Origin of the sequence: Halomonas sp. DP1Y21-3, assembly GCF_019801245.1 — a bacterium.
GTDB lineage: Bacteria > Pseudomonadota > Gammaproteobacteria > Pseudomonadales > Halomonadaceae > Halomonas > Halomonas litopenaei.
Window position 1 is genome coordinate 205,671 of record NZ_JAHVJM010000001.1, and the last position, 23,703, is coordinate 229,373.

At 65.6% G+C, this 23,703-nt stretch carries 18 protein-coding genes and 2 riboswitches; of the genes, 9 read left to right on the forward strand and 9 right to left on the reverse strand.

Annotated elements, in window-relative coordinates:
• The first annotated feature begins 74 nt into the window (after positions 1-74).
• Positions 75-228: riboswitch (TPP riboswitch) on the forward strand.
• An 81-nt stretch (positions 229-309) separates the two neighbouring features.
• The 4 genes from tenA to pta all read left to right on the forward strand — a co-directional run bounded on the left by tenA (position 310) and on the right by pta (position 6,798).
• A complete protein-coding gene (gene tenA, locus KUV74_RS00795) occupies positions 310-978 on the forward strand; it encodes a thiaminase II (protein WP_222515399.1) in 669 nt (222 codons plus the stop codon).
• Positions 979-989: 11 nt separating this feature from the next.
• A riboswitch (TPP riboswitch) is annotated at positions 990-1,124 on the forward strand.
• Positions 1,125-1,201: 77 nt separating this feature from the next.
• The gene (gene thiC / locus KUV74_RS00800) at positions 1,202-3,154 is read left to right on the forward strand and encodes a phosphomethylpyrimidine synthase ThiC (protein ID WP_261394996.1); all 1,953 of its coding nucleotides are present in this window, start codon (positions 1,202-1,204) and stop codon (positions 3,152-3,154) included.
• 270 nt (positions 3,155-3,424) lie between these two features.
• Entirely contained in the window at positions 3,425-4,639 is a 1,215-nt protein-coding gene (locus KUV74_RS00805; RefSeq protein ID WP_222515400.1) for an acetate/propionate family kinase, read from the forward strand.
• The gene (gene pta, locus KUV74_RS00810; RefSeq protein WP_222515401.1) at positions 4,636-6,798 is read left to right on the forward strand and encodes a phosphate acetyltransferase; all 2,163 of its coding nucleotides are present in this window, start codon (positions 4,636-4,638) and stop codon (positions 6,796-6,798) included. The genes KUV74_RS00805 and pta overlap by 4 nt, the downstream gene beginning before the upstream one ends.
• 94 nt (positions 6,799-6,892) lie before the next feature.
• Here the strand turns inward: pta and KUV74_RS00815 are convergent, their stop codons facing one another.
• Both KUV74_RS00815 and KUV74_RS00820 read right to left on the reverse strand, forming a co-directional pair.
• The gene (locus KUV74_RS00815) at positions 6,893-7,942 is read right to left on the reverse strand and encodes a YeiH family protein (protein WP_253029110.1); all 1,050 of its coding nucleotides are present in this window, start codon (positions 7,940-7,942) and stop codon (positions 6,893-6,895) included.
• A gap of 183 nt (positions 7,943-8,125) precedes the next feature.
• Positions 8,126-9,757 (reverse strand): GMC family oxidoreductase, encoded by a 1,632-nt coding sequence (locus tag KUV74_RS00820; RefSeq protein ID WP_222515402.1) that lies wholly within the window; start codon positions 9,755-9,757, stop codon positions 8,126-8,128.
• 225 nt (positions 9,758-9,982) lie between these two features.
• Between KUV74_RS00820 and KUV74_RS00825 the strand changes: the two genes are divergently transcribed.
• The 4 genes from KUV74_RS00825 to KUV74_RS00840 all read left to right on the forward strand — a co-directional run bounded on the left by KUV74_RS00825 (position 9,983) and on the right by KUV74_RS00840 (position 13,959).
• The gene (locus KUV74_RS00825; protein WP_197037057.1) at positions 9,983-11,215 is read left to right on the forward strand and encodes a TRAP transporter substrate-binding protein; all 1,233 of its coding nucleotides are present in this window, start codon (positions 9,983-9,985) and stop codon (positions 11,213-11,215) included.
• Positions 11,215-11,802 carry a TRAP transporter small permease gene (locus KUV74_RS00830; protein ID WP_083970277.1) on the forward strand — a complete coding sequence of 196 codons (588 nt, stop codon included), beginning with the start codon at positions 11,215-11,217 and terminating at the stop codon, positions 11,800-11,802. Before KUV74_RS00825 ends, KUV74_RS00830 begins: the two co-directional genes overlap by 1 nt.
• A gap of 10 nt (positions 11,803-11,812) precedes the next feature.
• Positions 11,813-13,090 carry a TRAP transporter large permease gene (locus KUV74_RS00835; protein WP_045991950.1) on the forward strand — a complete coding sequence of 426 codons (1,278 nt, stop codon included), beginning with the start codon at positions 11,813-11,815 and terminating at the stop codon, positions 13,088-13,090.
• A 95-nt stretch (positions 13,091-13,185) separates the two neighbouring features.
• A complete protein-coding gene (locus tag KUV74_RS00840) occupies positions 13,186-13,959 on the forward strand; it encodes an IclR family transcriptional regulator (protein ID WP_045991949.1) in 774 nt (257 codons plus the stop codon).
• 99 nt (positions 13,960-14,058) lie between these two features.
• On the opposite strand, the gene KUV74_RS00845 is transcribed toward KUV74_RS00840, so the two are convergent.
• The 4 genes from KUV74_RS00845 to KUV74_RS00860 form a co-directional block, all read right to left on the reverse strand.
• On the reverse strand, positions 14,059-14,541 hold the full coding sequence (locus KUV74_RS00845; RefSeq protein WP_045991948.1) for a universal stress protein: 483 nt from the start codon (positions 14,539-14,541) through the stop codon (positions 14,059-14,061).
• Between the two features lie 83 nt (positions 14,542-14,624).
• Positions 14,625-15,965, reverse strand: coding sequence for a TRAP transporter large permease (locus KUV74_RS00850; RefSeq protein WP_108131566.1), 1,341 nt, complete (start codon positions 15,963-15,965; stop codon positions 14,625-14,627).
• A gap of 3 nt (positions 15,966-15,968) precedes the next feature.
• The gene (locus KUV74_RS00855; RefSeq protein WP_222515403.1) at positions 15,969-16,520 is read right to left on the reverse strand and encodes a TRAP transporter small permease; all 552 of its coding nucleotides are present in this window, start codon (positions 16,518-16,520) and stop codon (positions 15,969-15,971) included.
• Positions 16,521-16,642: 122 nt separating this feature from the next.
• A complete protein-coding gene (locus KUV74_RS00860) occupies positions 16,643-17,731 on the reverse strand; it encodes a TRAP transporter substrate-binding protein (RefSeq protein ID WP_253555674.1) in 1,089 nt (362 codons plus the stop codon).
• Positions 17,732-18,019: 288 nt separating this feature from the next.
• Between KUV74_RS00860 and KUV74_RS00865 the strand changes: the two genes are divergently transcribed.
• Positions 18,020-19,513 (forward strand): PLP-dependent aminotransferase family protein, encoded by a 1,494-nt coding sequence (locus KUV74_RS00865; protein ID WP_124802460.1) that lies wholly within the window; start codon positions 18,020-18,022, stop codon positions 19,511-19,513.
• Between the two features lie 17 nt (positions 19,514-19,530).
• Here the strand turns inward: KUV74_RS00865 and KUV74_RS00870 are convergent, their stop codons facing one another.
• From KUV74_RS00870 to KUV74_RS00880, 3 genes are read right to left on the reverse strand one after another with little or no spacing between them, the layout of a single operon-like run.
• Positions 19,531-20,511 carry a CobW family GTP-binding protein gene (locus KUV74_RS00870; protein WP_052704285.1) on the reverse strand — a complete coding sequence of 327 codons (981 nt, stop codon included), beginning with the start codon at positions 20,509-20,511 and terminating at the stop codon, positions 19,531-19,533.
• Positions 20,501-22,120: an amidohydrolase gene (locus KUV74_RS00875; protein WP_222515404.1), complete on the reverse strand. Its 1,620-nt coding sequence runs from the start codon at positions 22,118-22,120 to the stop codon at positions 20,501-20,503. Before KUV74_RS00875 ends, KUV74_RS00870 begins: the two co-directional genes overlap by 11 nt.
• Entirely contained in the window at positions 22,120-23,634 is a 1,515-nt protein-coding gene (locus tag KUV74_RS00880) for a sodium/glutamate symporter (RefSeq protein ID WP_222515405.1), read from the reverse strand. The genes KUV74_RS00875 and KUV74_RS00880 overlap by 1 nt, the downstream gene beginning before the upstream one ends.
• Between the last annotated feature and the right edge of the window lie 69 nt (positions 23,635-23,703).

Genomic DNA, 23,703 nt, shown 5'->3' on the forward strand with positions numbered 1-23,703 from the left:
GTATCTACTGATCGGGATCGGTTCTTGCCAAGCCGAGGTGGACTCCCTTCGACGTCATGCTAGACTCGATCCAGACTCGCTTGACGGGGTGCCGGTGAATCCGGCTGAGATGGCGCAGGGCCAGGGTGACGAATCACCGGCCGCCAGCGCCGATCCCGTGGAACCTGATCCGGGTGCGGTGTGGCTTCACACCTTGAACCGGCGTAGGGAATCAGGCGGTGGTGCCAGCCCCTGCGCGCGCACCTCCCTCCTTTCTCGTCGCCGTGTCCTTTGCCGCCGCCCTCCGGATCCGCACCAACCGGAGGCAACATGGGCTACCGCTTTACCGATCTTGTCGACGCCTGCCGCGATGACTGGCACGCCTACATCGCACACGACTTCGTGCTCGCCCTTGGCCGTGGTGAACTGGCCGACGCGAGCTTCCGTCACTACCTCAAGCAGGACTATCTGTTTCTGCTGCAGTTCTCCCGGGCCTACGCCCTGGCGGCCTACAAGAGCCACAGCCTCGACGAGCTGCGCGGCGCCTTCGACGGCATGAAGACCATCCTCGACGTGGAACTCGGCCTGCATCTCGCCTTCTGCCGCGACTGGGGCATCGGCGAGGCCGAACTCAGTGAGCTGCCCGAAGCCCGCGCTACCCTGGCCTATACCCGCTACGTGCTGGACGCCGGCAGCCGCGGCGACCTCCTGGACCTGCACGTGGCGCTGGCCCCCTGCATGGTCGGCTACGCCGATATCGCACGAAACCTCAACGCCCGCCCGGACACCCTGCGCGGTGCCGACAACCCCTTCGACGCCTGGATCGCCATGTACGAAAGCGACGACTTCCAGGCCGCAGCGCGCCAGGAGCAAGCCTGGCTCGACGATCAGCTTGCCCAGGTATCCGGCGAGCGCTTCGCGCGACTGTCACGGATCTTCGCCGACGCGACACGACTCGAGATCGACTTCTGGCAGATGGGGCTCGATCTAAGCGACTAACACAATCAGCACCACGCTTGACGGGGGGCCGCCAGAGGCGGCTGAGATCATGCAGCGCATGGGACCCGTTGAACCTGATCTGGGGGTAACCCCGATGCCATGGCATCGCGGTGAGGACCAGCGTAGGGATCAAGCGCTCACGGCCCAGGCCACGACGCCCCCTCCTTCCTCACGCGATGCACACAACAACGCCAGCACCCAGTGCCGTGAGAAGGACAAGCCAATGCCACTCGATCAACCCGTTTCCGCAAACAAACCCCGCCATAGTGCGCACTTCCTGGCCGAGACCGCCCAGGTCGACCAGGCCGCGGTTACGCCCCTGCCGGGTTCGCGCAAGGTCTATGTAAAGGGCTCCCGCGACGACCTGCGGGTGCCGTTTCGCGAGATTTCGCTGTCGGCGACCCGCACTTCCGGGGCCGACGAGGCCAATCCGCCGCTCTTGGTCTACGACACCTCTGGCCCCTACACCGATCCCCAGGTCGAGGTCGACCTGCGTCGCGGGCTTGCCGAATTGCGCCGGCCCTGGATCGAGGAGCGCGACGACACCGAATGGCTCGATGGCCCGACCTCGGACTACGGTCGCCGACGTGCCAACGACCCGACACTCGCCCCGCTGCGCTTCGAACTGACCCGCACGCCGCGTCGGGCACGTCGTGGCGCCGACGGCAGCGCCGGCAATGTCACCCAGCTGCACTATGCCCGGCGCGGCATCATCACCCCGGAGATGGAGTTCATCGCCATCCGCGAGAATCAGCGCCGTCAGGCCCTGGCCGATGGCTATCGAGGCAGCGACGAGGTCGAGCGCATCCTTGGCCACCAGCATCCCGGGCAGGGCTTCGGCGCCCGTCTGCCAGAGGAGATCACCCCCGAGTTCGTGCGCCAGGAAGTCGCCGCCGGGCGCGCCATCATCCCCGCCAACATCAACCACCCGGAAGCCGAGCCGATGATCATCGGGCGCAACTTCCTGGTGAAGATCAATGGCAATCTGGGCAACTCGGCGGTGACCTCCTCCATCGAGCAAGAGGTCGAGAAGATGACCTGGGGCATCCGCTGGGGCGCCGATACCATCATGGATCTGTCCACTGGCCAGAACATCCACGAAACCCGTGAGTGGATCATCCGCAACTCGCCGGTACCGATCGGCACGGTGCCGCTCTATCAGGCGCTGGAGAAGGTCAAGGGCGTGGCCGAGGACCTCACCTGGGAGGTGTTCCGCGACACCCTGATCGAGCAGGCCGAACAGGGCGTGGACTACTTCACCATCCACGCAGGCGTGCTGCTGCGCTACGTACCGCTGACCGCCAACCGGGTCACCGGCATCGTCTCCCGCGGTGGCTCGATCATGGCCAAGTGGTGCCTTTACCATCACCAGGAAAGCTTCCTCTACACCCACTTCGAGGAAATCTGCGAGATCTGCAAGCAGTACGACGTGGCCTTCTCGCTGGGCGATGGCCTGCGCCCGGGCTCGGTGGCCGACGCCAACGACGAGGCCCAGATGGCGGAGCTCAAGACCCTGGGTGAGCTGACCCATATCGCCTGGAAGCACGACGTCCAGGTGATGATCGAAGGCCCCGGCCACGTGCCCATGCACCTGGTCAAGGAGAACATGGACAAGCAGCTCGAGTACTGCGACGAGGCGCCCTTCTATACCCTTGGGCCACTGGTGACCGATATCGCCCCGGGCTACGACCACATCACCTCGGGCATCGGAGCGGCGATGATCGGCTGGTATGGCTGCGCCATGCTGTGCTACGTCACCCCCAAGGAGCACCTGGGCCTGCCCGACAAGGACGACGTCAAGACCGGCATCATCACCTACAAGATTGCCGCCCACGCCGCCGACCTGGCCAAGGGGCATCCCGGCGCCCAGCGCCGCGACAACGCCCTGTCCAAGGCGCGTTTCGAGTTCCGCTGGGAGGACCAGTTCAACCTGGGCCTCGACCCTGACACCGCCCGCGCCTATCACGACGAGACGCTGCCCAAGGACTCCGCCAAGGTGGCCCACTTCTGCTCCATGTGCGGCCCCAAGTTCTGTTCCATGAAGATCAGCCAGGAGGTCCGCGACTACGCCCGCGACAACGGCCTGGAGGGTGACGGCGACGCCGTCATGGCCGGCATGGAGGAGCGCGCCCGGGCCTTCCGTGAACAAGGCGCGGAGCTCTACAAGGAAGTCTGAGACAAGCCACTCCCCGGCGCATCCCCGGGCAGCGTTCGACTGCCCGGGGATGCACGTCTTGTACGCCTGGTCCCAGTTCTGCCGCACAAAGTTAGACAAAAGTCTAACTCGAAGATTCATGCACTTGACGCTCATCACGGCTTCGTCGGATCCACCAGCAAAGCCGTTCGACTACCTCCCCAGGCCAGTTATTCGCGCCCCGGGGCGGTGCTAGATTCGCCGCCATCCCACGCATTCTCGCCTCACCAAGGCGTCTTTTCTGGAGATGGCATGAAAGCCCCGATTCTGGTGATCAACTGCGGCTCCTCTTCGATCAAGTTCGCGCTGGTCGATCAGGCCCCCGACGCTCCCCGACTGTCCGGTATCGCCGAGCGCCTGGGTAGCCACGAGGCTCGCCTCAAGCTTGTAGACGAACACGGCAGCGCCCGCGAGGTCTCGCTTCCCCGAGCGACCCACGCCCTGGCGCTCAAGACCATCCTCGAGCACCTTGACGTCCACCGGCCCATCGGTATCGGCCACCGGGTGGTACACGGCGGCGAGCGCTTCACCGCCGCTACCCTGCTCGACGACGCCGTGGTGCGCACCATTCGCCAGACCATCAGCCTGGCTCCCTTGCACAATCCGGCCAACCTCGACGGTATCGTCGCCACGCGCCGGCTGTTCGAGGATCTGCCTCAGGTGGCGGTGTTCGATACCGCCTTCCACCAGACCCTGCCGCCCCACGCCTACCGCTACGCCATCCCCGAAGAGCTCTACAGCCGACACGGCATCCGTCGCTACGGCTTCCACGGCTCGAGCCATGCCTACGTGACCGGACGCCTGACAGAAGTCAGCGCCCGTGGTGAAGGCGGCTGGCTGATCGCCCACCTGGGCAATGGCTGCTCCGCCACTGCGGTATGGGCCGGCAGGAGCCTGGACACCAGCATGGGCATGACCCCGCTGGAAGGCCTGGTGATGGGCACCCGCAGCGGTGACGTCGACCCCGGCCTGCACCTGCACCTGGCGCGCCAGCTAGGCATGTCGCTGGAGGGCGTCGATCAGTTGCTCAACCAGAAGAGCGGACTGCTGGGGCTGTCCGAGCTGACCAACGACATGCGTGAGCTCGAACAGGCCGCCAGTGAAGGTCACGCCGGCGCGAGCCTGGCCATCGAAGTGTTCTGCTACCGCCTGGCCAAGTCCTTGGCGGGCCTGGCCTGTGCCCTGCCCCGGATCGACGGCATCGCCTTCACCGGCGGCATCGGCGAAAACTCTGCCCTGGTGCGCGCCCGGACCCTGGGCCACCTGGAGGCCCTCGGTGTGCGCCTGGACGCTGACGCCAACGAGAGCCTCCCGCGTGGCGAGGAAGGCCAGATCCACGACCGAGGCGCCAGCTCGGCGCCGGAGATCCGCGTCATCCCCACCGACGAAGAAGGCTATATCGCCAGCCAGACCCGGGAATTGATCGCGAGCCTGACGTCCACGCCAAAGCTCGAGGAGGTTCTGTGAGCACCCAGTCCCGCACGCTGCTGCTGATCCCCATCGACGACGGCGTCGCCCTCACCTCCGCCGGCCTCGGCCTGCTTCGTGCGCTGGATACGCTAGGGCTGGACGCGGGTTTTCTGCAGCCCTTCAGCCAGTCCGAAGGTGGCGAGCAGGCAAGTGACAACGACGAACGCGCCCGCTCGCTGGTGGCCAGTACCCTGGGCATAGGTTCGCCGCGTCCGATCTCGCGCCAGACACTGGAGCAGTATCTCGGCCGCGACGATCGCGATGGTCTGCTGGAACTCGCCGTGGAGCGTCACGCCCGCGTCGCCCGCCCTGCCACCGGCAAGGCACCGGCGCTGATCGTGGTGGAGGGCGTTCGTCCACTGCCGCGAAACGCCTACGCCTTCGACCTCAACGTGCGCCTGGCCAGTGCCCTCGACGCCCAGGTGGTACTGGTCGCCGATGGCCAGATCGCCGATCCCCAGGAGCTGGCCAAGCAGTTGCAGTTCCATCGCCAGAGCATCGACGCGGTGGGTTCGGTGCGCACCCTGGGCGCCATGCTGATGCGACTGCCGGGGGACGGCGACGGCTCGGCCATCGACCAGACCCTGGCCTCGGTCAGCGAGGTCGAGGCCCGCGCCCACCGCCAGCACTGGCAGCAGCAGCTCGCCAGCGGCGCCGATCTGACCCTGCCGGTGGTCGCGGCGGTGCCCTACCGGGCCTCCCTTACCGCACCGCGAGTGGTAGACGTGGCCCGTGCCCTCGATGCCAGGATCCTGCACCACGGCGAGGCCGATCGCCGCCGCGTCGCCCACTCGACGCTGGGGGCCCGCAGCGCCGAGCACCTGCTCTACGCCCTGCGTCCCGGCGAGCTGATCGTGTCCCCCGGGGACCGCGACGACACCCTGCTGGCGGCGGCCCTGGCCACCATGAATGGCGTGCCCCTGGCGGGCCTCCTGCTGACCCACGGCGAGTCACCCAGCCAGCAGCTGATCGACGTCTGTCGCCCGGCGCTGGCCTCGGGGCTGCCGGTACTCTCGGTGGACACCGACAGCTACGCCACCGTGGCCCGGCTTACCGAGATGTCCGGCGGCATTCCGGTGGATGATCACGAGCGCGCCGAGGCCATCTGCGCCTTCGTCGCCGATCACCTGGATCGTGACTGGCTGCTGGCACTGATTCACGACGACGCCCAGCGCCGCCTGTCACCGGCGGCCTTCCGCCATCAACTGGTCAGCATGGCCCAGCACAAGCGTCGGCGAATCGTGCTGCCCGAAGGCGACGAGCCACGCACCCTGGAAGCGGCCATCCTGTGCCAGCGTCGTGGCATCGCCAACTGCGTGCTACTGGGCAAGCGTCGCGCCATCCTCGAGGTGGCCAAGGCGCGTGGCCTTGAACTGCCCGACGACCTGCAGATCCTCGACCCGGACGCCGAGCGTGGTCGCTTTGTCGCACCCATGGTCGAGCGCCGGCGTGGCAAGCTGACCCCGCTGACCGCCGAGGCCCAGCTTCATGACAGCGTGGTGCTGGGTACCATGATGCTCGCCGAAGGCGAGGTCGATGGCCTGGTCTCCGGCGCCGTGCATACCACCGCCAACACCGTGCGCCCGGCCTTTCAGCTGATCAAGACCGCCCCAGGCTACGGCCAGGTGTCGTCGGTGTTCTTCATGCTGCTGCCCGACCAGGTGGTGGTCTACGGTGACTGCGCGGTCAACCCCGACCCCGACGCCGAGGCGCTGGCCGAGATCGCCCTGCAGAGCGCCACCAGCGCCGAGGCCTTCGGCATCGAGCCGCGGGTCGCCATGATCAGCTACTCCACCGGCGAGTCCGGCAGCGGCGCCGACGTAGACAAGGTCCGCGAGGCCACCCGCATCGCCAGGCAACGGGCGCCGCACCTGGCCATCGACGGCCCGCTGCAGTACGACGCTGCGGCCATCGCCAGCGTGGCCCGGCAGAAGGCACCGGAGTCCCCGGTGGCCGGCCGCGCCACGGTGTTCGTGTTCCCCGACCTGAACACCGGCAACACCACCTACAAGGCGGTCCAGCGCAGCGCCCGGGTGGTCAGCATCGGCCCCATGCTTCAAGGCCTCAACAAGCCGGTCAACGACCTGTCCAGGGGCGCCCTGGTGGAGGATATCGTCTATACGATTGCGCTGACCGCGATCCAGGCCGGTCAGTAACGACCAGCACAGCGCCACAGACCGTCAGAAACGCCGAGGCCCCGGGAGTACCGGGGCCTTGGCATTTGTGTGGGCTTTGGCCCGGGACCGCTCGCTACCACTCGGCGATGCCGGTATACAGGCACACCAGCACCAGCCCAAGCAGGAAGACGGTCTCGGCGACCATCAGGATGACGGGCTTCCAGCCGACCACGGCGAGCTTCTGGAAGGAGGTCTTGATACCGAGTGCGGCGATGGCGGTGACCAGGCACCAGCGCGACAGGTCGGTCATGCCCTCGACCATCACCTGGGGGATCACACCAAGGCTGTTGATCAGCACCAGCACCACGAAGGCCACCAGGAAGCTCGGGAACATCGGCACCTTGCCGCCTTCACCGCCACGGGCGCGGCGAAACAGCAGCATGAACACCATCACCGCCGGCACCAGCATGGCGACCCGCAACAGCTTGACGAAGGTTGAGATGTCGCCGGTCTCGTCGGAGATCATATAGCCGGCACCGACCACCTGGGCGACGTCATGGATGGTGCCACCAAGAAAGATGCCGGCCTGGGTGTCGGTCAGTTCCAGCGCGCCGACCAGCAGCGGGTAGAGCACCATGGCGGCGGTGGACAGCGTCGTCACGCCAACCACGGTCAGGATGGTATTGCGCTCGGCGATCTCGTTGCGCGGCATCGCCGCAGACAGTGCCAGCGCCGCCGAGGCGCCGCAGATCGCCACCGACCCGCCGGTCAGCAGCCCCAGGTCATTTTTCAGCCCCAGCAGTCGCGCCAGCACGCTTCCCGCCAGAATGGTCAGCACCACCCCGGCGACCACCGTCACCACCGGGCCGATCCCGAGTTCCGCCACCTGCTCCAGGGTGATGCGTACACCCAGCAGGGCAACACCCAGCCTGAGGATGGTGCGGGCGGCAAACTCCACCCCCACCAGGCAAGGGCCCTGCTCGCTGAGAAAGTGCAGGGTCATGCCGAACAGCAGTGCGTAGAGCAGGGTCGGGCCACCGTAGTGATCGGCGATAAAGGTGGTGGCCAGGGCAATGGTGATGCAGATCAGCACCCCCGGCATGCGCTCCCGGGCGGGCTCCAGATGGCGACGCCATCCGGTCACGGGCGTCTCGGGCTTGGCGTGTGTCGTTGGCTGGGACATGGGCGTCCTCTCGTTTATTCGTTGTTCGCGTAGCAGGGGTCGCGCTCAGCGGGTCAGCCGATGACGCGCTATTGATTTGATCCTGGCCCAGCCCGCTGTCGCGACGTTAGGGCCAGAGCGCGGCCTCGAGTAAGGCCAGGCCCCGATGGCATCGATCCGCCGTCGAGATTCCAGCGCTGCACGTCAGGCGACGCGCGCCTGGGCACGGCGATCGGCCTTGATCATGTCCGCCGCGCGTTCGGCGATCATGATGGTCGGGGCGTTGGTGTTGCCCGAGACGATGATCGGCATGATCGAGGCGTCCACCACCCTCAGGCCCTCGAGACCGTGCACCCGCAGTCGGTCATCGACCACCGCCAGGTCGTCGTGGCCCATCTTGCAGGTGCCCGCCGGGTGGTAGATGGTCTGACTGTAGCGCCGGGCGGCCTCGAGCAATTGCTCGTCGCTCTGATACTCCCGCCCCGGCACGTATTCATCGGTGATCACCTCGGCAAGCGGTGCCTGCTCGGCGATGCGTCGCGCCACCTTGATGGCGTCCACCGCCACGCGGCAGTCTTCTTCGGTGCTCAGATAGTTGGGCTGGATCGAGGGGTAGACGGCGGGGTCGGCGCTGGTGATGCGAATACGCCCCCGGCTGGTCGGACGCAACTGGCACACCGAGGAGGTGAAGGCCGAGAACGGATGCACCCCTTCGGCCGGCTTGTCCGCCGACAGCGGCTGCATATGGAACTGGATATCCGGGCGATCCAGGCCCTCCCGCGACTGGGTGAAGATGCACACCTGGCTGGCCGCCAGGGTCAGCGGTCCGGTGCGGGTCAGGGCGTACTGGGTGCCTACCGCCAGCTTTCTCAGCGGATGACGCACCTCGTCGTTGAGGGTGCGACAGGAGGTCTTGAACACCAGCCGGATCTGCAGATGGTCCTGCAGGTTCTCGCCGACGCCCGGTAGTGCGTGGTGGCAGTCGACGCCGACCTCGGCCAGGTGGTCGGGGTCCCCGATGCCGGAGCACTGCAGGATCTGCGGCGAGCCGATGGCGCCGCTGGACAGCAGCACCTCGAGCCTGGCGCTTGCCCGATGGGTGCTCTGCCCCTGGCGGTACTCGACCCCGACCACGCGCTTGCCCTCCAGCAGCAGCCGCTGACAGTGGGCTCGCTTGACCAGGGTGAGATTGGACCGCTTGAGCGCCGGACGCAGAAACGCCTTGGCGGTCGAGCAGCGAAAGCCCTTGTAGGAGGTCTGCTGGAAGTAGCCCACGCCTTCCTGGCTGGCCCCGTTGACGTCGCGGTTCTCGGGAATTCCCGAGGCCTTGGCCGCCTCGATAAAGCGTTCGGCGATCTCGCGGCGCAGGCGCAGATCCGAGACCTTCAAGGGCCCGTCGGCGCCGTGGTAGTCATCGGCGCCTCGCTCCTGGCACTCCGACTTCTTGAAGTAGGGCAGCACCGAGTCATAGTCCCAGCCGTCATTGCCAAGCTGCGCCCAATCGTCGTAGTCCTCGCGCTGACCGCGGATGTACAGAAGCCCATTGAGCGAGCTTGACCCTCCCAGCACCTTGCCCCTGGGCCACTGCAGCCGGCGACCGTCGATGCCCTCGTCGGGATCGGTGAGGTAGCACCAGTCGGTGGCCGGATTGTGCATGGTCTTGAAGTAGCCCACGGGCACGTGGATCCACGGATTCCAGTCGGACCCGCCGGCCTCGAGCAGCAGTACCGACACCTCGGGGTCCTCGCTCAGGCGGTTGGCCAGCACGCAGCCGGCGGAGCCCGCCCCCACGATGATGTAGTCGAAAGCCTCTGGCGGTGGTGTTGTGGTTGTCATGTCGCTCACTCAATCGAGACGTTTTGTCTCAATTGATGCTAGACAATTTTCTCAAAATATCAATATCGAGACAAAAAAACTCATTTTTATTGATCTATTCCCGAGAGACTTCTAAGGTGTGGTCAAGGCCCTTTGTCGGGCCCGGTGCCAGGCGACGATCGCCAAGCGCGAACGCCCCGGCACTCCCCTGCATCCCTACACCAAACACAAGACTGGGAGCCTTCCATGAGTTCACGCCTCTTCTCATCAGACGTGTCGCGCCGCGACTTCCTGAATATCTCGGGTCGCTTCGGCATGACCTCCACGCTGCTGGCCGCCAGTGGTCTGGGTGCTGGCCTCACCGCCTCGAGCCTGGCCCGAGCCGCCGACGCCGAGCAGCAACGCCGCTATCAGACCGAACCCAAGTTCCAGCTGCGCTTTGGCGCCTCGGGCTTCAACGAGCGCAATCTCGATATCCAGAAGTCCGGGCAGCTGTTCTTCGCCCGTGACGTCGAGGAGCGCACCAACGGCGCCATCCGCGTCGAGTTCATGGGCTCCAACGAGGTCTGCAACCAGCTCGATTGCGTCAGCAAGGCCCAGCAGGGCATCGTCGACATCTTCTCGGCCTCGACCCAGAATTCCGCCGGCGGCGCGCCCTACCTGAACGTGCTGGACTTCGCCTACATGTTCCCGAGCGTCGCCTCGATGTTTCACTTCTTCTACGACCCTCGCAGCGAGGCCCTGCTGCGCGAGCCGATGCGCCAGCGCCACAACCTGCAGTTCCTGTTCACCCACTGCGACCTGCGCGGGCTGATGATGGGCCAGAGCTGGGCCGACAAGCCGCTGGTGGACAGCCTCGAGGTGCTGCAGGGCACCAAGAACCGCGTCACCGGCACCCAGCTTGGCCGCATCGCCATGGAACAGCTTGGCCTCAACCCGGTCCCGGTGGCCTGGGAAGAGACCCTGGACGGCCTGCGCCAGGGCCTGCTGGACGGCGCCGAGACCTGGATGAGCGCGGTGGCTTACGCCGGCATGGCGCCGGTGGTGTCCCAGGCGGTCGACCTGCGCTTCTTCGCCGGTACCGAGCACACCGCCATGAACCTGTCGAAGTTCGAGGCGCTGGATGCCGAGCTGCAGGATCAGGTGATGGAGTCGGCCTACGCCGCCCAGATCTTCACCCAGGGCATGAACGAGGCCGGCCGCTACCAGATCGTCGGCGCCACCGAACACCCCGCCGCCGGCACCGTGTTCGCCGAGAACAACGTGCGGGTGGCCCCGCTATCCGACGAGATCCGTGCCCAGGCCGAGCAGCTATGCGCCCCGGAGTTCAACCCAGAGCCCTGGGAGCAGTGGCGCGAGCGGCTCAATGCCTGGGCCGGCGACGTCGACATCTACAAGGAAATCCACACCATCGCCCGGGAGATCCCGCGTGAGATGGCGGCGGTCAACGTGGCGCCGAAGCGCTGGTGGAGGGCGTAATGACCGATCACAAGGCCACCGCGGCCCAGGCGACGTCGAACGACGTCGCCGATCGGCCGACCCCCGCCTGGCTGGCGCCGATCAAGTGGCTCGACGCCAATCTGGAAAAGGTGATCATCCTGATCTCCTACAGCGGCATGGCGGGCATCATCTTCGTCGAGGTCATCCGCCGCTTCTTCTTCAGCCTGCAGGCGCCCTGGAGCACCAGCATTCCGGTGCTGCTGTTTCTGTGGCTGACCTGGTTCGGCGCCTCGCTCAACGTCAAGCAGCGCACCCACCTGTCGCTCAACGAGATTCGCATGCGCCTGCCCTACGCCGGTCAGTTCGCCTGCCAGGTACTCGACGCCGTGCTGTGGATCGGCTTCGGCGCCCTGGTCATCCACTTCACCATCGCCCAGGTGGAACTGGCGCACATGAACTTCGCCATCGTGCCGGGCACCGACAACGTGATGCAGTGGTGGTTCTACCTCGCCACACCGCTGGCCTGGGCCCTGATCATCTTCCGGGTACTGCAGAACCTGGCCAGCGACATCGCGCGCTTCCGGCGCCGTGAGCCGTTCAACCTGCAACCGTCCATCATGGACTAGGAGAGACGTCATGACCGACGGCATGCTTATCGGCCTGGTCACCGCGGGCTGCACCACCATCTTTCTGCTGGGGGTACCGATCTTCCTGGTGATCGGCCTGTGGGTGGTCGGCACCAGCCTGATCATCGACTTCACCCTGGCCAATATCGGGGTCACCCTGTTCCAGGGCCTGAGCTTCTTCGGCCTGCTGGCCCTGCCGCTGTTCATCCTGACCGGCGACTTGATCAACGCCGCCGGCATCGCCAAGCGACTGTCCGACTTCGCCTATTCGGTACTGGGCTGGCTGCGTGGCGGCATGGGCATGGCCACCCTCGGCGCCTGCGGCCTGTTCGCGGCGATCTCCGGATCCAACGCCGGCACCACCGCCACCATCGGCTCGATCATGCAGCCGGAGATGGTCAAGAACGGCTACGACGAGCGCTTTTCCGCCGCCACCGCCGCCTCCGGCGGAACGGTCGGCATCATCATCCCGCCGTCGATCATCTTTATCGTCTACGGCTTCATGATGAACCTGTCGATCAGCGACCTGTTCATCGCCGGCATGATCCCCGGGGCGATGATGGTGTTCGGCATGATGGCGGCCTGCCACCTGGTGGCGCGACGTCACGGCTGGGGCACCCTGATTCCGTTCAAGGCGGGTGAAAGCGCACGTTTTGCCAGGCGCGCCTATCTCGGCTTCGCCACCATCGGGGTGGTGATCTACGGCATCTATTCGGGCAAGTTCTCGCCCACCGAGGCCGCCGCCATCACCGTGGGCTTCACCCTGATCGCGGGGCTACTGATCACCCGCGAGATTCGCTTCACCGCGCTGCCCTCGATCATGCTGCGCTCGGGCCAGATCGCCGGCATGCTGGCGCCGTTGATCGCGATCTCGGTGGTGATGCAGCAACTGCTGTCGGTGCTGGGCGCGGGCCAGGCGCTGCAGGACCTGCTCAGTGGCCTGGGAAACTACTATGTGATCCTGGGGGCCTGCATGCTGATGATCCTGCTGGCCGGGATGATCCTCGAGAGCCTGCCGGTGACCATCATCCTGGCACCGATCCTGGCGCCCATCGCCCAGAACGCCGGGGTCGACCCGATCCACTTCGCGGTGATCTTCCTGGTCGGTGCCGCCATCGGCTTCGTCACCCCGCCCTTCGGCCTCAACCTCTACGTGGCCTCGAGCATCACTGGGATCCCCTACCTGCGCCTGGTGAAGTTCGTCATCCCCTACTTCATCGCGCTGATCAGTTGCTGGATCGCGATCTCGATGTGGCCGGCGCTGTCACTGATGCTGGTGAACCTGTAACACCGACAGGCAAGCAGGAGCACGCGGCAAGCCTCACCGGGCTTGCCGCGTTATCATGAGTGCCTGCCACCATTTTCCGTCGTCAAGGATCGCGTATGTCTACAGCAAGCACTCGGACCACGACCAATTCGACGCTGCAACGAGGCCTGGTACTGCTGGAAACCATCGCCACCTCGATCCACGGCGTCAGCGCCTCGGACCTGGAGCGTCAGCTCGACATTCCCAAGCCCACCCTGCATCGCCTGCTCAAGCAACTCGAGGAACAGGACCTGATCGTGCGCGACGTGGAAGGACGGCATCTGCTTCCCGGCGAACGACTGCACCGTATGGCCATGGGCGTGCTCGCCAACGAAAGCCTCAAGGCGCCGCGCCGTATGCTGCTCAAGCGCCTGGCCGAAGAGGTCAACGAAACCTGCAACCTGACCCTGCTCGAAGGTCACGAGGTGCTCTACTACGAACGGGTGGAGACCAACTGGCCGGTACGCATACAGCTGCCGCCGGGCTCACGTCTTCCGCTGCACTGCACCGCCAGCGGCAAGATGTTTCTGGCGCTGATGGGGCCGGCCCAGCGCCGCCAGCTGCTCAAGCACCTGCCGCTGGAGGCCTATACCCCCTACACCGCCACCGAAGCAGACGAGCTGGAGCGACGCCTGGCGGACATCGCCGAAAAGGAGCTGAGCACCGACAACGAGGAGTTCATCCAGGGCATGGTGGCCATCGCCGTGCCGGTGTACGACCAGACCGGGCGCATCCAGGCGACGCTGGCGATCCACGCGCCCCGGCTGCGCCACAGCATCGACTCGCTGATGGAGTGGGCGCCCTTGATGCGGCGTATCGCCGGGCAGCTGCAGGATACCTTCGACCACTGAGCATACGAACGCATGAACGCATGAACGCATTGCCAAGGTACGCTGACTGACCGATCGGGTCAGGACACGCTCGGCCAGCCAGACTGACGTTCTTCGTGGCTACATCGGTGGCACCACCACCACCGGCACACTGGCACGCTTGATCACGCCCTTGGTCACCCGGCCTGCATAGGACGAGGCGAAGCCGCGCTTGTTGGTGGCCATGATGATCATGTCGCAGTCATGGCGCACGGCGTAGCGGGTAATCTCCGATGCCGGGTAACCCTCCAGCACCGACTTGGCGGCCACCACCTCGCGCCCAGGCAGGTTCGCTTCGTGCTCTTGCCAGAAGGCCTCGACAAATTCGTCCAGACGCTCTCGCGCCAGACGCAGGCGCTGCTCCATCAAGCCATCCAGGGTGGCGCGTTCACCGATGTTGGCCTTGAGGGTATGCATGACGTCATCGGACAACGACTTGACCGCATGCAGCACGTGAACCTCGGCCCCGGTGGCCTTGGCCAGCGTCAGGGTGTGGGCAAGCACCTGGCGGCAATCGTCCTTCAGCCCCAGGCAACAGAGAAGACGCGAGATCGAAACAGGCATGGCGTGACTCCTTGGCGAGAGGCCGGGTCGCCGCGACATGCGAAGACACCCGGCCTTTTTTGCGGTGCGCTGACGGTGCGCAATCAATACCCCAGCATACGGGGTAGCCACAGCGATATTTCCGGGAAGTAGGCGATCACGAACAGCGCGAACACCGAGCTTGCGGCAAACGGCAGCGCCTTGATCGATATCTCCTCGATGGAGGCGCCGCCAATGCCCGAGGCCACGAACAGGTTCTCCCCCAGGGGCGGCGTCTGGAAGCCGATGGCCAGGGCACAGACGACGACGATACCGACGTGCACCGGGTCCATGCCCAGCATGTACATGATCGGCAGCAATACCGGCGTCAGGATCATGATAGCCGCCAGGGTTTCCATGAACATGCCGACAAAAAGCAGAAATGCGATAACCATGGCCCAGATCAAGTACAGGTTATCGGTCAGTCCCAGCATGCCCTCGGCGATCACCGCCGGCACCCGCTGTTCGACCAGCAAGCGGCCGAATACCGTGGCGGTGAACAGGATCAACAGCACCCGTCCGGTGATCCAGGTGGTGGTCTCCAGAGTCTTGAGCGTAGGCTTCCACTTGAGCTCGCGGTGCAGGAAGATGCCGACGATCAGGGTGTAGGCGATGGCCACGATGGCCGACTCGGTGGGCGTAAACAGGCCGCTGTAGATACCGCCGAGGATGATCAGCGGCGCCAGGATCGACCACACGCCACGCTTCAGACTCCTGGCGATGGTGTCCCAGGACCAGCTGTCGCTCAGCCCGCTGTAACCGCGCCGGCGCGAGATGATGTAGTTGACGGTCAACAGGCAGCCAGCGATCACCATGCCGGGCAGAATGCCGGCGATGAACAGCTTCGGAATCGACAGCGTCTGGAAGGCGCCGTGCGCGGCCACGGCCTCCGCCGGTGGCTGCAGACCCATCCCCGAGATACCAAAGATGACCATGGGAATGGACGGTGGAATCACCACGCCGAGGCCACCGGAGGACGCCGTGATGGCAGAGCCATAGCCGCGATCATAGCCGCGGTTGGCCATGGCCGGGATCATCAGCATGCCCACCGCCGCGGTGGTGGCGGGCCCTGAGCCTGAAATCGCGCCGAAGAACATGCAGGCGAACACCGTCGCGGCGGCGAGACCGCCGGTGACCGGCCCGGCGAAGGCCTCGGCGATATCCACCAGGCGTCGCGAGATGCCGGCGGCTTCCATCAAGGCCCCGGCGAGAATAAAAGCCGGCAGCGCCATCAGCGGAAAGGACCCCACCGAGGTGAAGGCGATCTGCACGAAGGCCATGGGGTTCTCCCCCAGCGACAGATAGGTGGCAAGCGCGGCCACCCCCAGCGACACCGTGATCGGCGCGCCCAGCACCAGCAGCAGAAAGAACACGCCGAACAGCACGTAGATGATGGTCGTCTCCATGGATCAGTCTCCCTTCTCGTTGGATGACGACAGCGTCGAGGACTTGGCCTCGGCGATGGCCTCGGCCTCGGGATCGACGGGCTCGCGATGCTTGACGAAGCGCAGGTAGTTGTTCTGCAGGATGCGCAGGGTCATCAGCACGAAGGCCAGCGGCAGGATCAGGTAGAACACCTTCATCGGGATGCCCAGAGTCTGGGACTTCCAGAAGGTGTTCATCTTGTTGAACACGAAGTCGTAACTGAGCCAGATGAAGACCAGGTTGAAGGCGATCCAGATCAGGTCGGTCAGCGCACCGCAGGCCACCTCCACCCAGCGCGGGAAGAAACGGAACTGGAAGGTGACACGGTTATGGGCCGACTTCTTGGCGGCGTAGACCGCCCCCAGGTAGGCGAACCAGACGAAGGCGTAGGTAGCCAGCTCATCGGCCCAGGGCAGCGAATAGCTGAACAGGTTGCGCAGCATGATCTGGGCAAACAGCAGCGCCACGAAGGTCACCAGCAACAGCTGGCACAGCCAGTTCTCGAGGTTGTCCACGAGCTTCCATAGACGATTCATCACGACGACCTCTGAGCAGGCACCACCTGGCGTCCAATGGCAGACGTCCGGCGGTGCCATGATTCTTGGCGCCTGGAGTCAGGCGCCGGGAGGATTCAAGACGATAGCGACGTCGTGACTGATCAGGGGGCTGGCTCACGTCCCAGCGCGGCGAGCGCCTCGTCGAGCTTGGCCTTGCCGCCGATGCTGTCGTAGAAGTCGGGCCAGATGGCGGTGGCCTGTTCGATCCACGCCTGCTCGCCGTCGGCGGGCTCGGTGATCTCCATGCCGTGCTCTTCCACCAGCCGGGTCTTGATCGCGTCTTCCTGGGCCAGCAGATACTCGTAGCTGTGATCGGTGGCCTCCTGAGCGGCCTCCAGTACCCACTGCTGCTGCTCCTCGGACAGGCTCTGGAACATGCCTTCACCCATGATCAACGGCTCCATGGAGAACACATAACAGCTGTCGGTGACGTGATCCTGGACCTCGTAGAACTTCATCGCGTCGATGGTGATGTAGGGGTTGTCCTGGCCGTCGACGACGCCCTGCTGCAGGGCGGTAAAGGTCTCCGACCAGGCCAGCGGGTTGGGATTGACGCCCCAGGACTGGTAGGCGGAGATCATGATCTCGTTCTTGGGCACCCGGATGACCAGGCCATCCAGATCCTCGGGGCTCGCCACCGGCCTCGCCGAGTTGGTCAGACGGCGACAGCCGGAGTAGGCCCAGCCCAGTATCCGCACGCCGGCGTCACGGATGGTGTTGTCGACCATCTCCTGGCCGATCTCGCCCTGGGTCAGGGTGCGGGCGTCCTCGGGACTCTGAATCACGTAGGGCAGCGTCATCACCCCGACCGTGGGCGAGAACGGCGTGATGTTGTTGATCGCCAGTACCGACAGGTCGAGCAGGCCCATGCTGGCGTTGTTGACGGTGTCCTGCTCACTGCCCAGCTGGCCGTTGGGAAACAGGTCCACGCTGACGTCGCCGCCGGACTTTTCCTCGATCAGCTTGGCGAAGGTCTGTCCCATCTCATGCTGGGTGCCACCGGCGGCGTCGCCCAGCGCCATCTTCCAGGTCGCCGCCTGGGCCGAGCCAGCGGCGCCCAGCAGCGCCAGGGCGACCGCCGCCACCAGCGGGCGTGGGCCCAGGCGCCGGGTCGAGGCGGCAGCGCCGATGGCCGCAGGAGTCATGTTGCGCGGGGGCGTGGTGCGGAGGAAAGGGGACTTGGTGTGCATGCGGAACTCCCATCATTGTTGTGCCGCTTAAAGCGGAATCTTGTTGCGGGTGTCACATCTTGATCGTCATTGGCTGGCGAGCGCCGTCAGGTCCGACCCGCCATGTGACTCACTCTCCCCCGTCGAGCATCGACGCCATAGGACCAGTGGCCCCACATCGATTGGGCCAGGCACCCGCGAGCCCTCGACAAGACGTCGACGCTGTAAGATCGTAGGCAAGCGTGGCCGCCAGGCCTGGGCCACGCCGGAACTCGTCCAACAACCACCATCCGGGAACCCGTCGTCGGTATGAGCGCCCCCCTGTTTCGACTCGACGCAAAGCGTCAGGAAAGCCTTCAGTGCCAGCTTCGCGAGCAGATCGCCCACGCCATCCTCGAGGGGCATCTGCCCACCGGTGAGGCCCTGCCTTCGAGCCGCAAGCTCGCCAAGGAGCTGGGCGTGGCCCGCAACACGGTGATGATCGCCTACGAGCAACTCTTGGACGACGGCTACCTGGTCGCCCGGGAGCGCAGCGGCTACTTCGTCAATCCGGATATCCTCGCCGGACGCGTCACGCCCCCAGCCGACATCGCCCCCCCAGCCGCCAGCGCCACCTCCCACTCCGGCACAGCGACGCCCTGGGACGAGCTGTTGACGATGCGACCCTCGCGCCAGCCGACCATCGTCAAGCCGGCCAACTGGCTCGACTATGACTACCCCTTCCTCTACGGCCAGATCGATCCCAACCTGTTTCCCACCCAGCACTGGCGGGAGTGCAGCCGCGACTCGGTCAGCGTACCCGCCATCCGCCGCTGGTCGGCAGACCACCTGAGCGAAGACGACCCGCTGCTGATCGAACAGATCCACCAGCGACTGCTGCCCCGCCGTGGCGTCTGGGCCCGACCGGAGGAGATCCTGATCACCGTGGGCGCCCAGCAGGCGCTATGGATCACCGCCATGCTGATCCTGGGGGCGGGTCGACGCTTCGCCATGGAGAACCCTGGCTACGTCGACATGGTCAATATCGCCCGCACCTTCACCGACGAAATCGTCGCGGTGGACGTGGACGACCAGGGCCTGGTGATCGACCAGCGCCTGGCCGATTGCCACCTGGCCTACGTCACCCCGAGCCACCAGTCGCCCACCGGCGTGACCCTGCCGATGCAGCGCCGCCGCGACTTGCTCGACAGCGCCAGCGCCAACAACTATCTGGTCATCGAGGACGACTACGAGAGCGAGACCAACTTCGTCGACAACCCGACGCCGGCACTCAAGAGCCTCGATAGCGATGGCCGGGTGATCTACGTGGGCAGCCTGTCCAAGACCCTGGCGCCGGGCCTTCGGCTCGGCTACATGGTGGCGCCCCCCGCCTTTATCGCCGAGGCGCGCGCCCTGCGCCGGCTGATGCTGCGCCACCCCGCCACCAACAACCAGCGCAGCGTGGCGCTGTTTCTCGACCGCGGCTACCACGACGCGCTGCTGCGCCAGATTCGCCAGACCTACCAGCGCCGCTGGCTGTTGATGCGTGACGCCCTCGCATCCCACCTGCCCGAGCTGCGTATCCGCTCCACCTTCGGCGGCTCCTGCTTCTGGCTGGAGGCCCCCGCCGACACTGACGTGGCACTGCTGAAGCGGCTGGCCGAGGAGCACAGCATCCTGATCGAGAACGGCGAGGTGCACTTCCTGACCCCGGCGCCTCGCCCCACCCTGAGGCTCGGCTTCTCGGCCATCGACGAGACCCGCATCGAGCGCGGCATCGAACGCCTGGCGGCCTTGCTGCCCCAGGCACGTCGCACCGGCTGAATCCGGGAGGCACTGGGCTAGCGCCCGATCGGTGCCATCGGCGCCGTATCAGTCTCGCTGTCGAGCTGCGCAAGCTCCTCCATCAACCGGGTAAAGCGTTCGCCCCGACGCCCGATGCACACCAGCACGGCGCCGGTGGCGGGCGGCCCGTGGCTCTGCCAGGCGAGGCGCTGCCCGCTCAACTGCAGACTTCGCCATTCTTCCCCGTCCGCCAGCCGACAGCGGACAAAACCCTTGGCGCGAAACAGGCAGTCGCGGTAGCGCTCGAGCAGCACTTGCAGCTCCTCGGCCACCAGGGAGTGGCGAAGGTGCAGGGTGGCATCGGTCAGCCCCGAGTGTCGGGCACGCACGGCGAACGGCTCCGCCGATGCCTTGGCGCCATTTCCCTGCCAAAAGGCCGGGCCAGAGGACGTCGTCCTGGACGACGCGGGAGCGACTTGTACCGGCTCTGTCGCCACCGCCGCACCAGGGGCGAGCTGGCCCAGCCACCCGAGCAGCTGGTCGCGCGCGCTGTCCTCTTGGGGCAGACGATTGACCAGCAGACGATGGGCGGCGTGCACCTGGGCGCGCCATAACTCCCCCACCTGGGCGTCCAGCGCCAGACGGCCAGCCTGGCTCGCATCCACCAGTACCACGATATCGGCAAGCTCAAGCCCCGGCGCCAGCCTGGCGATATCGGCGATCCGTTGAGGATTGGCCACGCCGCTGGCCTCGATCAGAATTTCCGTTGGCCTGGCCTTGAGTCGCAGCGCCTGGGACAGCTGCTCGGCCAGCGTGCCCCCCAGGGTGCAGCAGACGCAGCCGTTGGACAGCGACAGCACTCGATCATCGCGGTAGTCGATCGCCGCTACATCGACGTTCACCTCGCCGACGTCGTTGACCAGAATCAGAGCATCCTCGATATCCCCCGACGCCAGCCGACGGTTGAGATAACTGGTCTTGCCCGCCCCCAGGAAACCTGCGATCACCGTCACCGGCACCCGATCATCACACCTCATGCACCTGTCCTCCCGACACCGTGGCGTGTACCCGGATGTGTCGCAGATCCTGTGCTGAAACTTGCAATGGGTCGTCGTCCAGTACCGCCATATCGGCAAACTTGCCGACGTCCAGGCTACCCACACGGTCGTCCATACCCAGCGTGATGGCAGCGCCCAGGGTGATCATTTCCAGTGCATCTTCCACGCTCACCGCCTCATGGTGACCCAGCGTCTGGCCACTGGCGCTCTGCCGGTTGACCGCACACCAGGCGGTGAACAGCGGCCCCAGCGGGGTCACCGGCGCATCGCTGTGGATGGCGGTGACGATGCCCAGTCGGCGGGCCGAGGCCAGCGGCTCCAGGCGCTGGCAGCGCGTCGGTCCCAGGGTGCGTTCCAGGTGCACATCGCCCCAGTAGTAGAGATGATTGGCGAACATGTTCAGGCACAGTCCAAGACGGGCGGCGCGACGTAACTGGGCATGGTCGATGATCTGGCAGTGCTGCAGGGTATGGCGGTGATCGAAGCGCGGCCATAGGGTCAGCGCCTCCTCCAGGGCGTCCAGCATCAACTCCACGGCCTCGTCACCGTTGGTGTGAATGTGCAGTTGAAGCCCCGCCTGGTGGTAGGCGTGCACCAGCGCCACCAGTCCCTCTGGCTCGGCGTTCCACAGCCCGTTGGGATGACCGTCATGGTAGTGGGGCCACTTCAGCCGCGCGGTATAGCCCTGGATCGAGCCGTCGGTCATCAGCTTGGCCGGGCCAAACACCAGCCGCTCATGGCTGTGGCCCATCGCCGCCTGGAGCCGCGCGATGCCCTCCTCGGCCGACCACGCCAGCACCCCCATGGCCGGCACCAGGCGCACCGGAAAATCGGCCTCCCGGGTCACCTCGACCATCAAGGCGATGGCGTCATCGCTCAAGGGGTTGTACAGATCGGTGATGGTGGTGACGCCCTTGGCCGCCGCGATGGCGCCGTAGCGCCTGAGCACCTCGGGTGACGCCACCGCCTCGAACAGATTCCTGCCAAGGGCATCGAACACCACGAACATGGCGGCCATTTCCTGGAGCTCGCCATTGGGCTGGCCGTCCTCGTCGAGCATGATGCCCTCGACCCGCGGCCCCTCGCTGATGCCGGACAGTGCCAGCATGGCCGAATTGACGGTCATCACGTGCAGGCTTGCGTGCAGCACCACCAGCGGTCGATCTCCCACCGCCTCATCGAGCTGGTGGCGACTTAAGCGCTGGCCGGGAAAGTAGACCGGATCAAAGCCCCAGGCGACCAGCGGCTCGCCCGGCGGCAGGCTCTCGGCATGCTGGCGCAGCCGGGCCTGCATCTCGGCGACGCTCTTCAGCCCCGGCCACTCCTTGCCCTCGGCATCGACCCGGCTGAAATAGCCGAGATAGAGGTAGTCCCACATGGCGCCTTCCAGAGCGTGGCTGTGGCCTTCGACGAAGCCCGGCAGGATCACCTTGTCGGCAAAGCGATCATCGATGCGGGCGTCGGTTGGCATGGCTTGCGCATCCCCCACCGCCAGGATGCGATCTCCCTGCACCGCGACATGGGTCGCCTCGGGCTGGGACGGATTCATGGTCAGGATGCGTCGAGCGGGATAGACGGTGATGCTCATCAGGAGGCAGCTCCCTTGCTGATGGTGGGCGAAGACGCGGAGGCTGAGTCTGACTGGGCGGCGGCATGGCCTTGTGTGGGAACACCCTCGGCCCAGCCCGACGAGGGCGATGAGGCTCTGCCGTGCCGCCCCCACATCAGCATCAGCGGGATGCAGGCGATCAGGGCGATGGCGGTGCCGCCGAACACCAGCAGATAGATCGCCGGCGTCAGCGACGGCACGATGGGGGCGAAGATCATCAGGATGTGCAGGTTGACCACCACGATGGCCAGATTGAAGAAGGCCAGTTCCTTGGGCACCGAGGTGGAAAAGTCGGCGTCCATCATGCGCAACAGCAAGAGCCCGGTACCGGTGGAGCCGCAGCAGCAGCCAAACGAGGTCACGGTACGCTCTGGTCCCAGATTGCCGCTCAACCGCCCGAGCAACAGACAGCCCACCAGGGTGGCGATCGTCACCGTCACGGTCACCAGCAGGATCGGCGCCAGCAGCGCGTAGAGCACCGCGAACTGGATGCTCATGAGGGTTCCCACCACCATGAAGTCCACCGCGCTGCCGGTGATCCGCTTGAGCGTCTCGTCATCGACACGGTGGGAAAGCCCGAGCCGATCGATCACCATGCGCATCAGCACGCAGACACCCAGCCCGTGCAGAAAGAACAGGTTGTGGCTGAACAGCACCCCGACGTTGATGCCGAACGGCGAGGCATTGCCGATGATGCCCTGCACGAAGGTCAGCCACAGGTGGGTGATCACGTAGGCGATGGCAAGCAGGCCCAGATGGTAGGCCAGCGAATCCAGATTGCCCGGGTGCGACACCATGCGCCCCATCCCGGGAGCCTGCTGGTTGCCCTCGTCGTCGCCCGCCCGGGTAAAGAAGCCCAGGCGAAAGTTGTCATCCAGGCGCGAGGCGCGATTGGCGTTCAACCCCTTGGTCAGGTAGCGCCGGGCAAGCGGCACGCCCAGGGCAAACGCCATCAAGAATCCCAGAGAGGCATAGATCAGCCCCACTTGGGCGGCATTGGCGATGCCGTACTCGGTCTCCCAGATGGTGCCGTAGGTCAGCGCCTGGCCCGGCCCCTGGGTAAAGCCGTGGGTCACGATGGCTCCCAGAAATCCGCTGACGTCGCTGCCGGTCACGGCGTCATAGCCGGTCACCACCAGAAAGCCGATGGCACCTTGCATGCCCAGGCTGATACTCCAGGCAAGCGTCAGCCAGAGTCCGCCGCGCACGATACTGCCGCCACCACCGGGCGCGTCCTGGCGACCACCCCCGGTAAGGCATAGCGACATGAAGCTCAGGGTGAAGAAATGAAAGGTCAGAGCGGTGAAGTCGGCGGGTGAGTAGCCCGGCAGCAGATCCAGCGAAAGCGCCAGGAAACCGATCAGGCCGCCGACGATGCTGGCCGGAACCAGCGAGGCCCGAAGCCAGCTCAGCCGGCTTCTCAGCTGGCTGCCGACCCACAGCATGAGGGCAAGCAGCGCGAAGGCGATCACCCCGTGAAAGGAGTCTTGCATGATGGAGTCACCTCGACGTTGTCGTTGTTGGAAGTGAAGCGAACACTTCCAGCCTAGGCACGCCATCGT

Excerpts from the sequence above, each read along its gene's own strand:
- KUV74_RS00840 (WP_045991949.1), top strand. The coding sequence starts at position 13,186 with ATGTCTACAGCAAGCACTCGGACCACGACCAATTCGACGCTGCAACGA.
- KUV74_RS00860 (WP_253555674.1), bottom strand. The coding sequence starts at position 17,731 with ATGCACACCAAGTCCCCTTTCCTCCGCACCACGCCCCCGCGCAACATG.
- KUV74_RS00825 (WP_197037057.1), top strand. The coding sequence starts at position 9,983 with ATGAGTTCACGCCTCTTCTCATCAGACGTGTCGCGCCGCGACTTCCTG.
- KUV74_RS00870 (WP_052704285.1), bottom strand. The coding sequence starts at position 20,511 with ATGAGGTGTGATGATCGGGTGCCGGTGACGGTGATCGCAGGTTTCCTG.
- KUV74_RS00865 (WP_124802460.1), top strand. The coding sequence starts at position 18,020 with ATGAGCGCCCCCCTGTTTCGACTCGACGCAAAGCGTCAGGAAAGCCTT.
- KUV74_RS00830 (WP_083970277.1), top strand. The coding sequence starts at position 11,215 with ATGACCGATCACAAGGCCACCGCGGCCCAGGCGACGTCGAACGACGTC.
- thiC (WP_261394996.1), top strand. The coding sequence starts at position 1,202 with ATGCCACTCGATCAACCCGTTTCCGCAAACAAACCCCGCCATAGTGCG.
- KUV74_RS00880 (WP_222515405.1), bottom strand. The coding sequence starts at position 23,634 with ATGCAAGACTCCTTTCACGGGGTGATCGCCTTCGCGCTGCTTGCCCTC.
- KUV74_RS00835 (WP_045991950.1), top strand. The coding sequence starts at position 11,813 with ATGACCGACGGCATGCTTATCGGCCTGGTCACCGCGGGCTGCACCACC.
- KUV74_RS00815 (WP_253029110.1), bottom strand. The coding sequence starts at position 7,942 with ATGTCCCAGCCAACGACACACGCCAAGCCCGAGACGCCCGTGACCGGA.
- KUV74_RS00820 (WP_222515402.1), bottom strand. The coding sequence starts at position 9,757 with ATGACAACCACAACACCACCGCCAGAGGCTTTCGACTACATCATCGTG.
- KUV74_RS00850 (WP_108131566.1), bottom strand. The coding sequence starts at position 15,965 with ATGGAGACGACCATCATCTACGTGCTGTTCGGCGTGTTCTTTCTGCTG.
- KUV74_RS00845 (WP_045991948.1), bottom strand. The coding sequence starts at position 14,541 with ATGCCTGTTTCGATCTCGCGTCTTCTCTGTTGCCTGGGGCTGAAGGAC.
- KUV74_RS00875 (WP_222515404.1), bottom strand. The coding sequence starts at position 22,120 with ATGAGCATCACCGTCTATCCCGCTCGACGCATCCTGACCATGAATCCG.
- KUV74_RS00855 (WP_222515403.1), bottom strand. The coding sequence starts at position 16,520 with ATGAATCGTCTATGGAAGCTCGTGGACAACCTCGAGAACTGGCTGTGC.
- KUV74_RS00805 (WP_222515400.1), top strand. The coding sequence starts at position 3,425 with ATGAAAGCCCCGATTCTGGTGATCAACTGCGGCTCCTCTTCGATCAAG.
- tenA (WP_222515399.1), top strand. The coding sequence starts at position 310 with ATGGGCTACCGCTTTACCGATCTTGTCGACGCCTGCCGCGATGACTGG.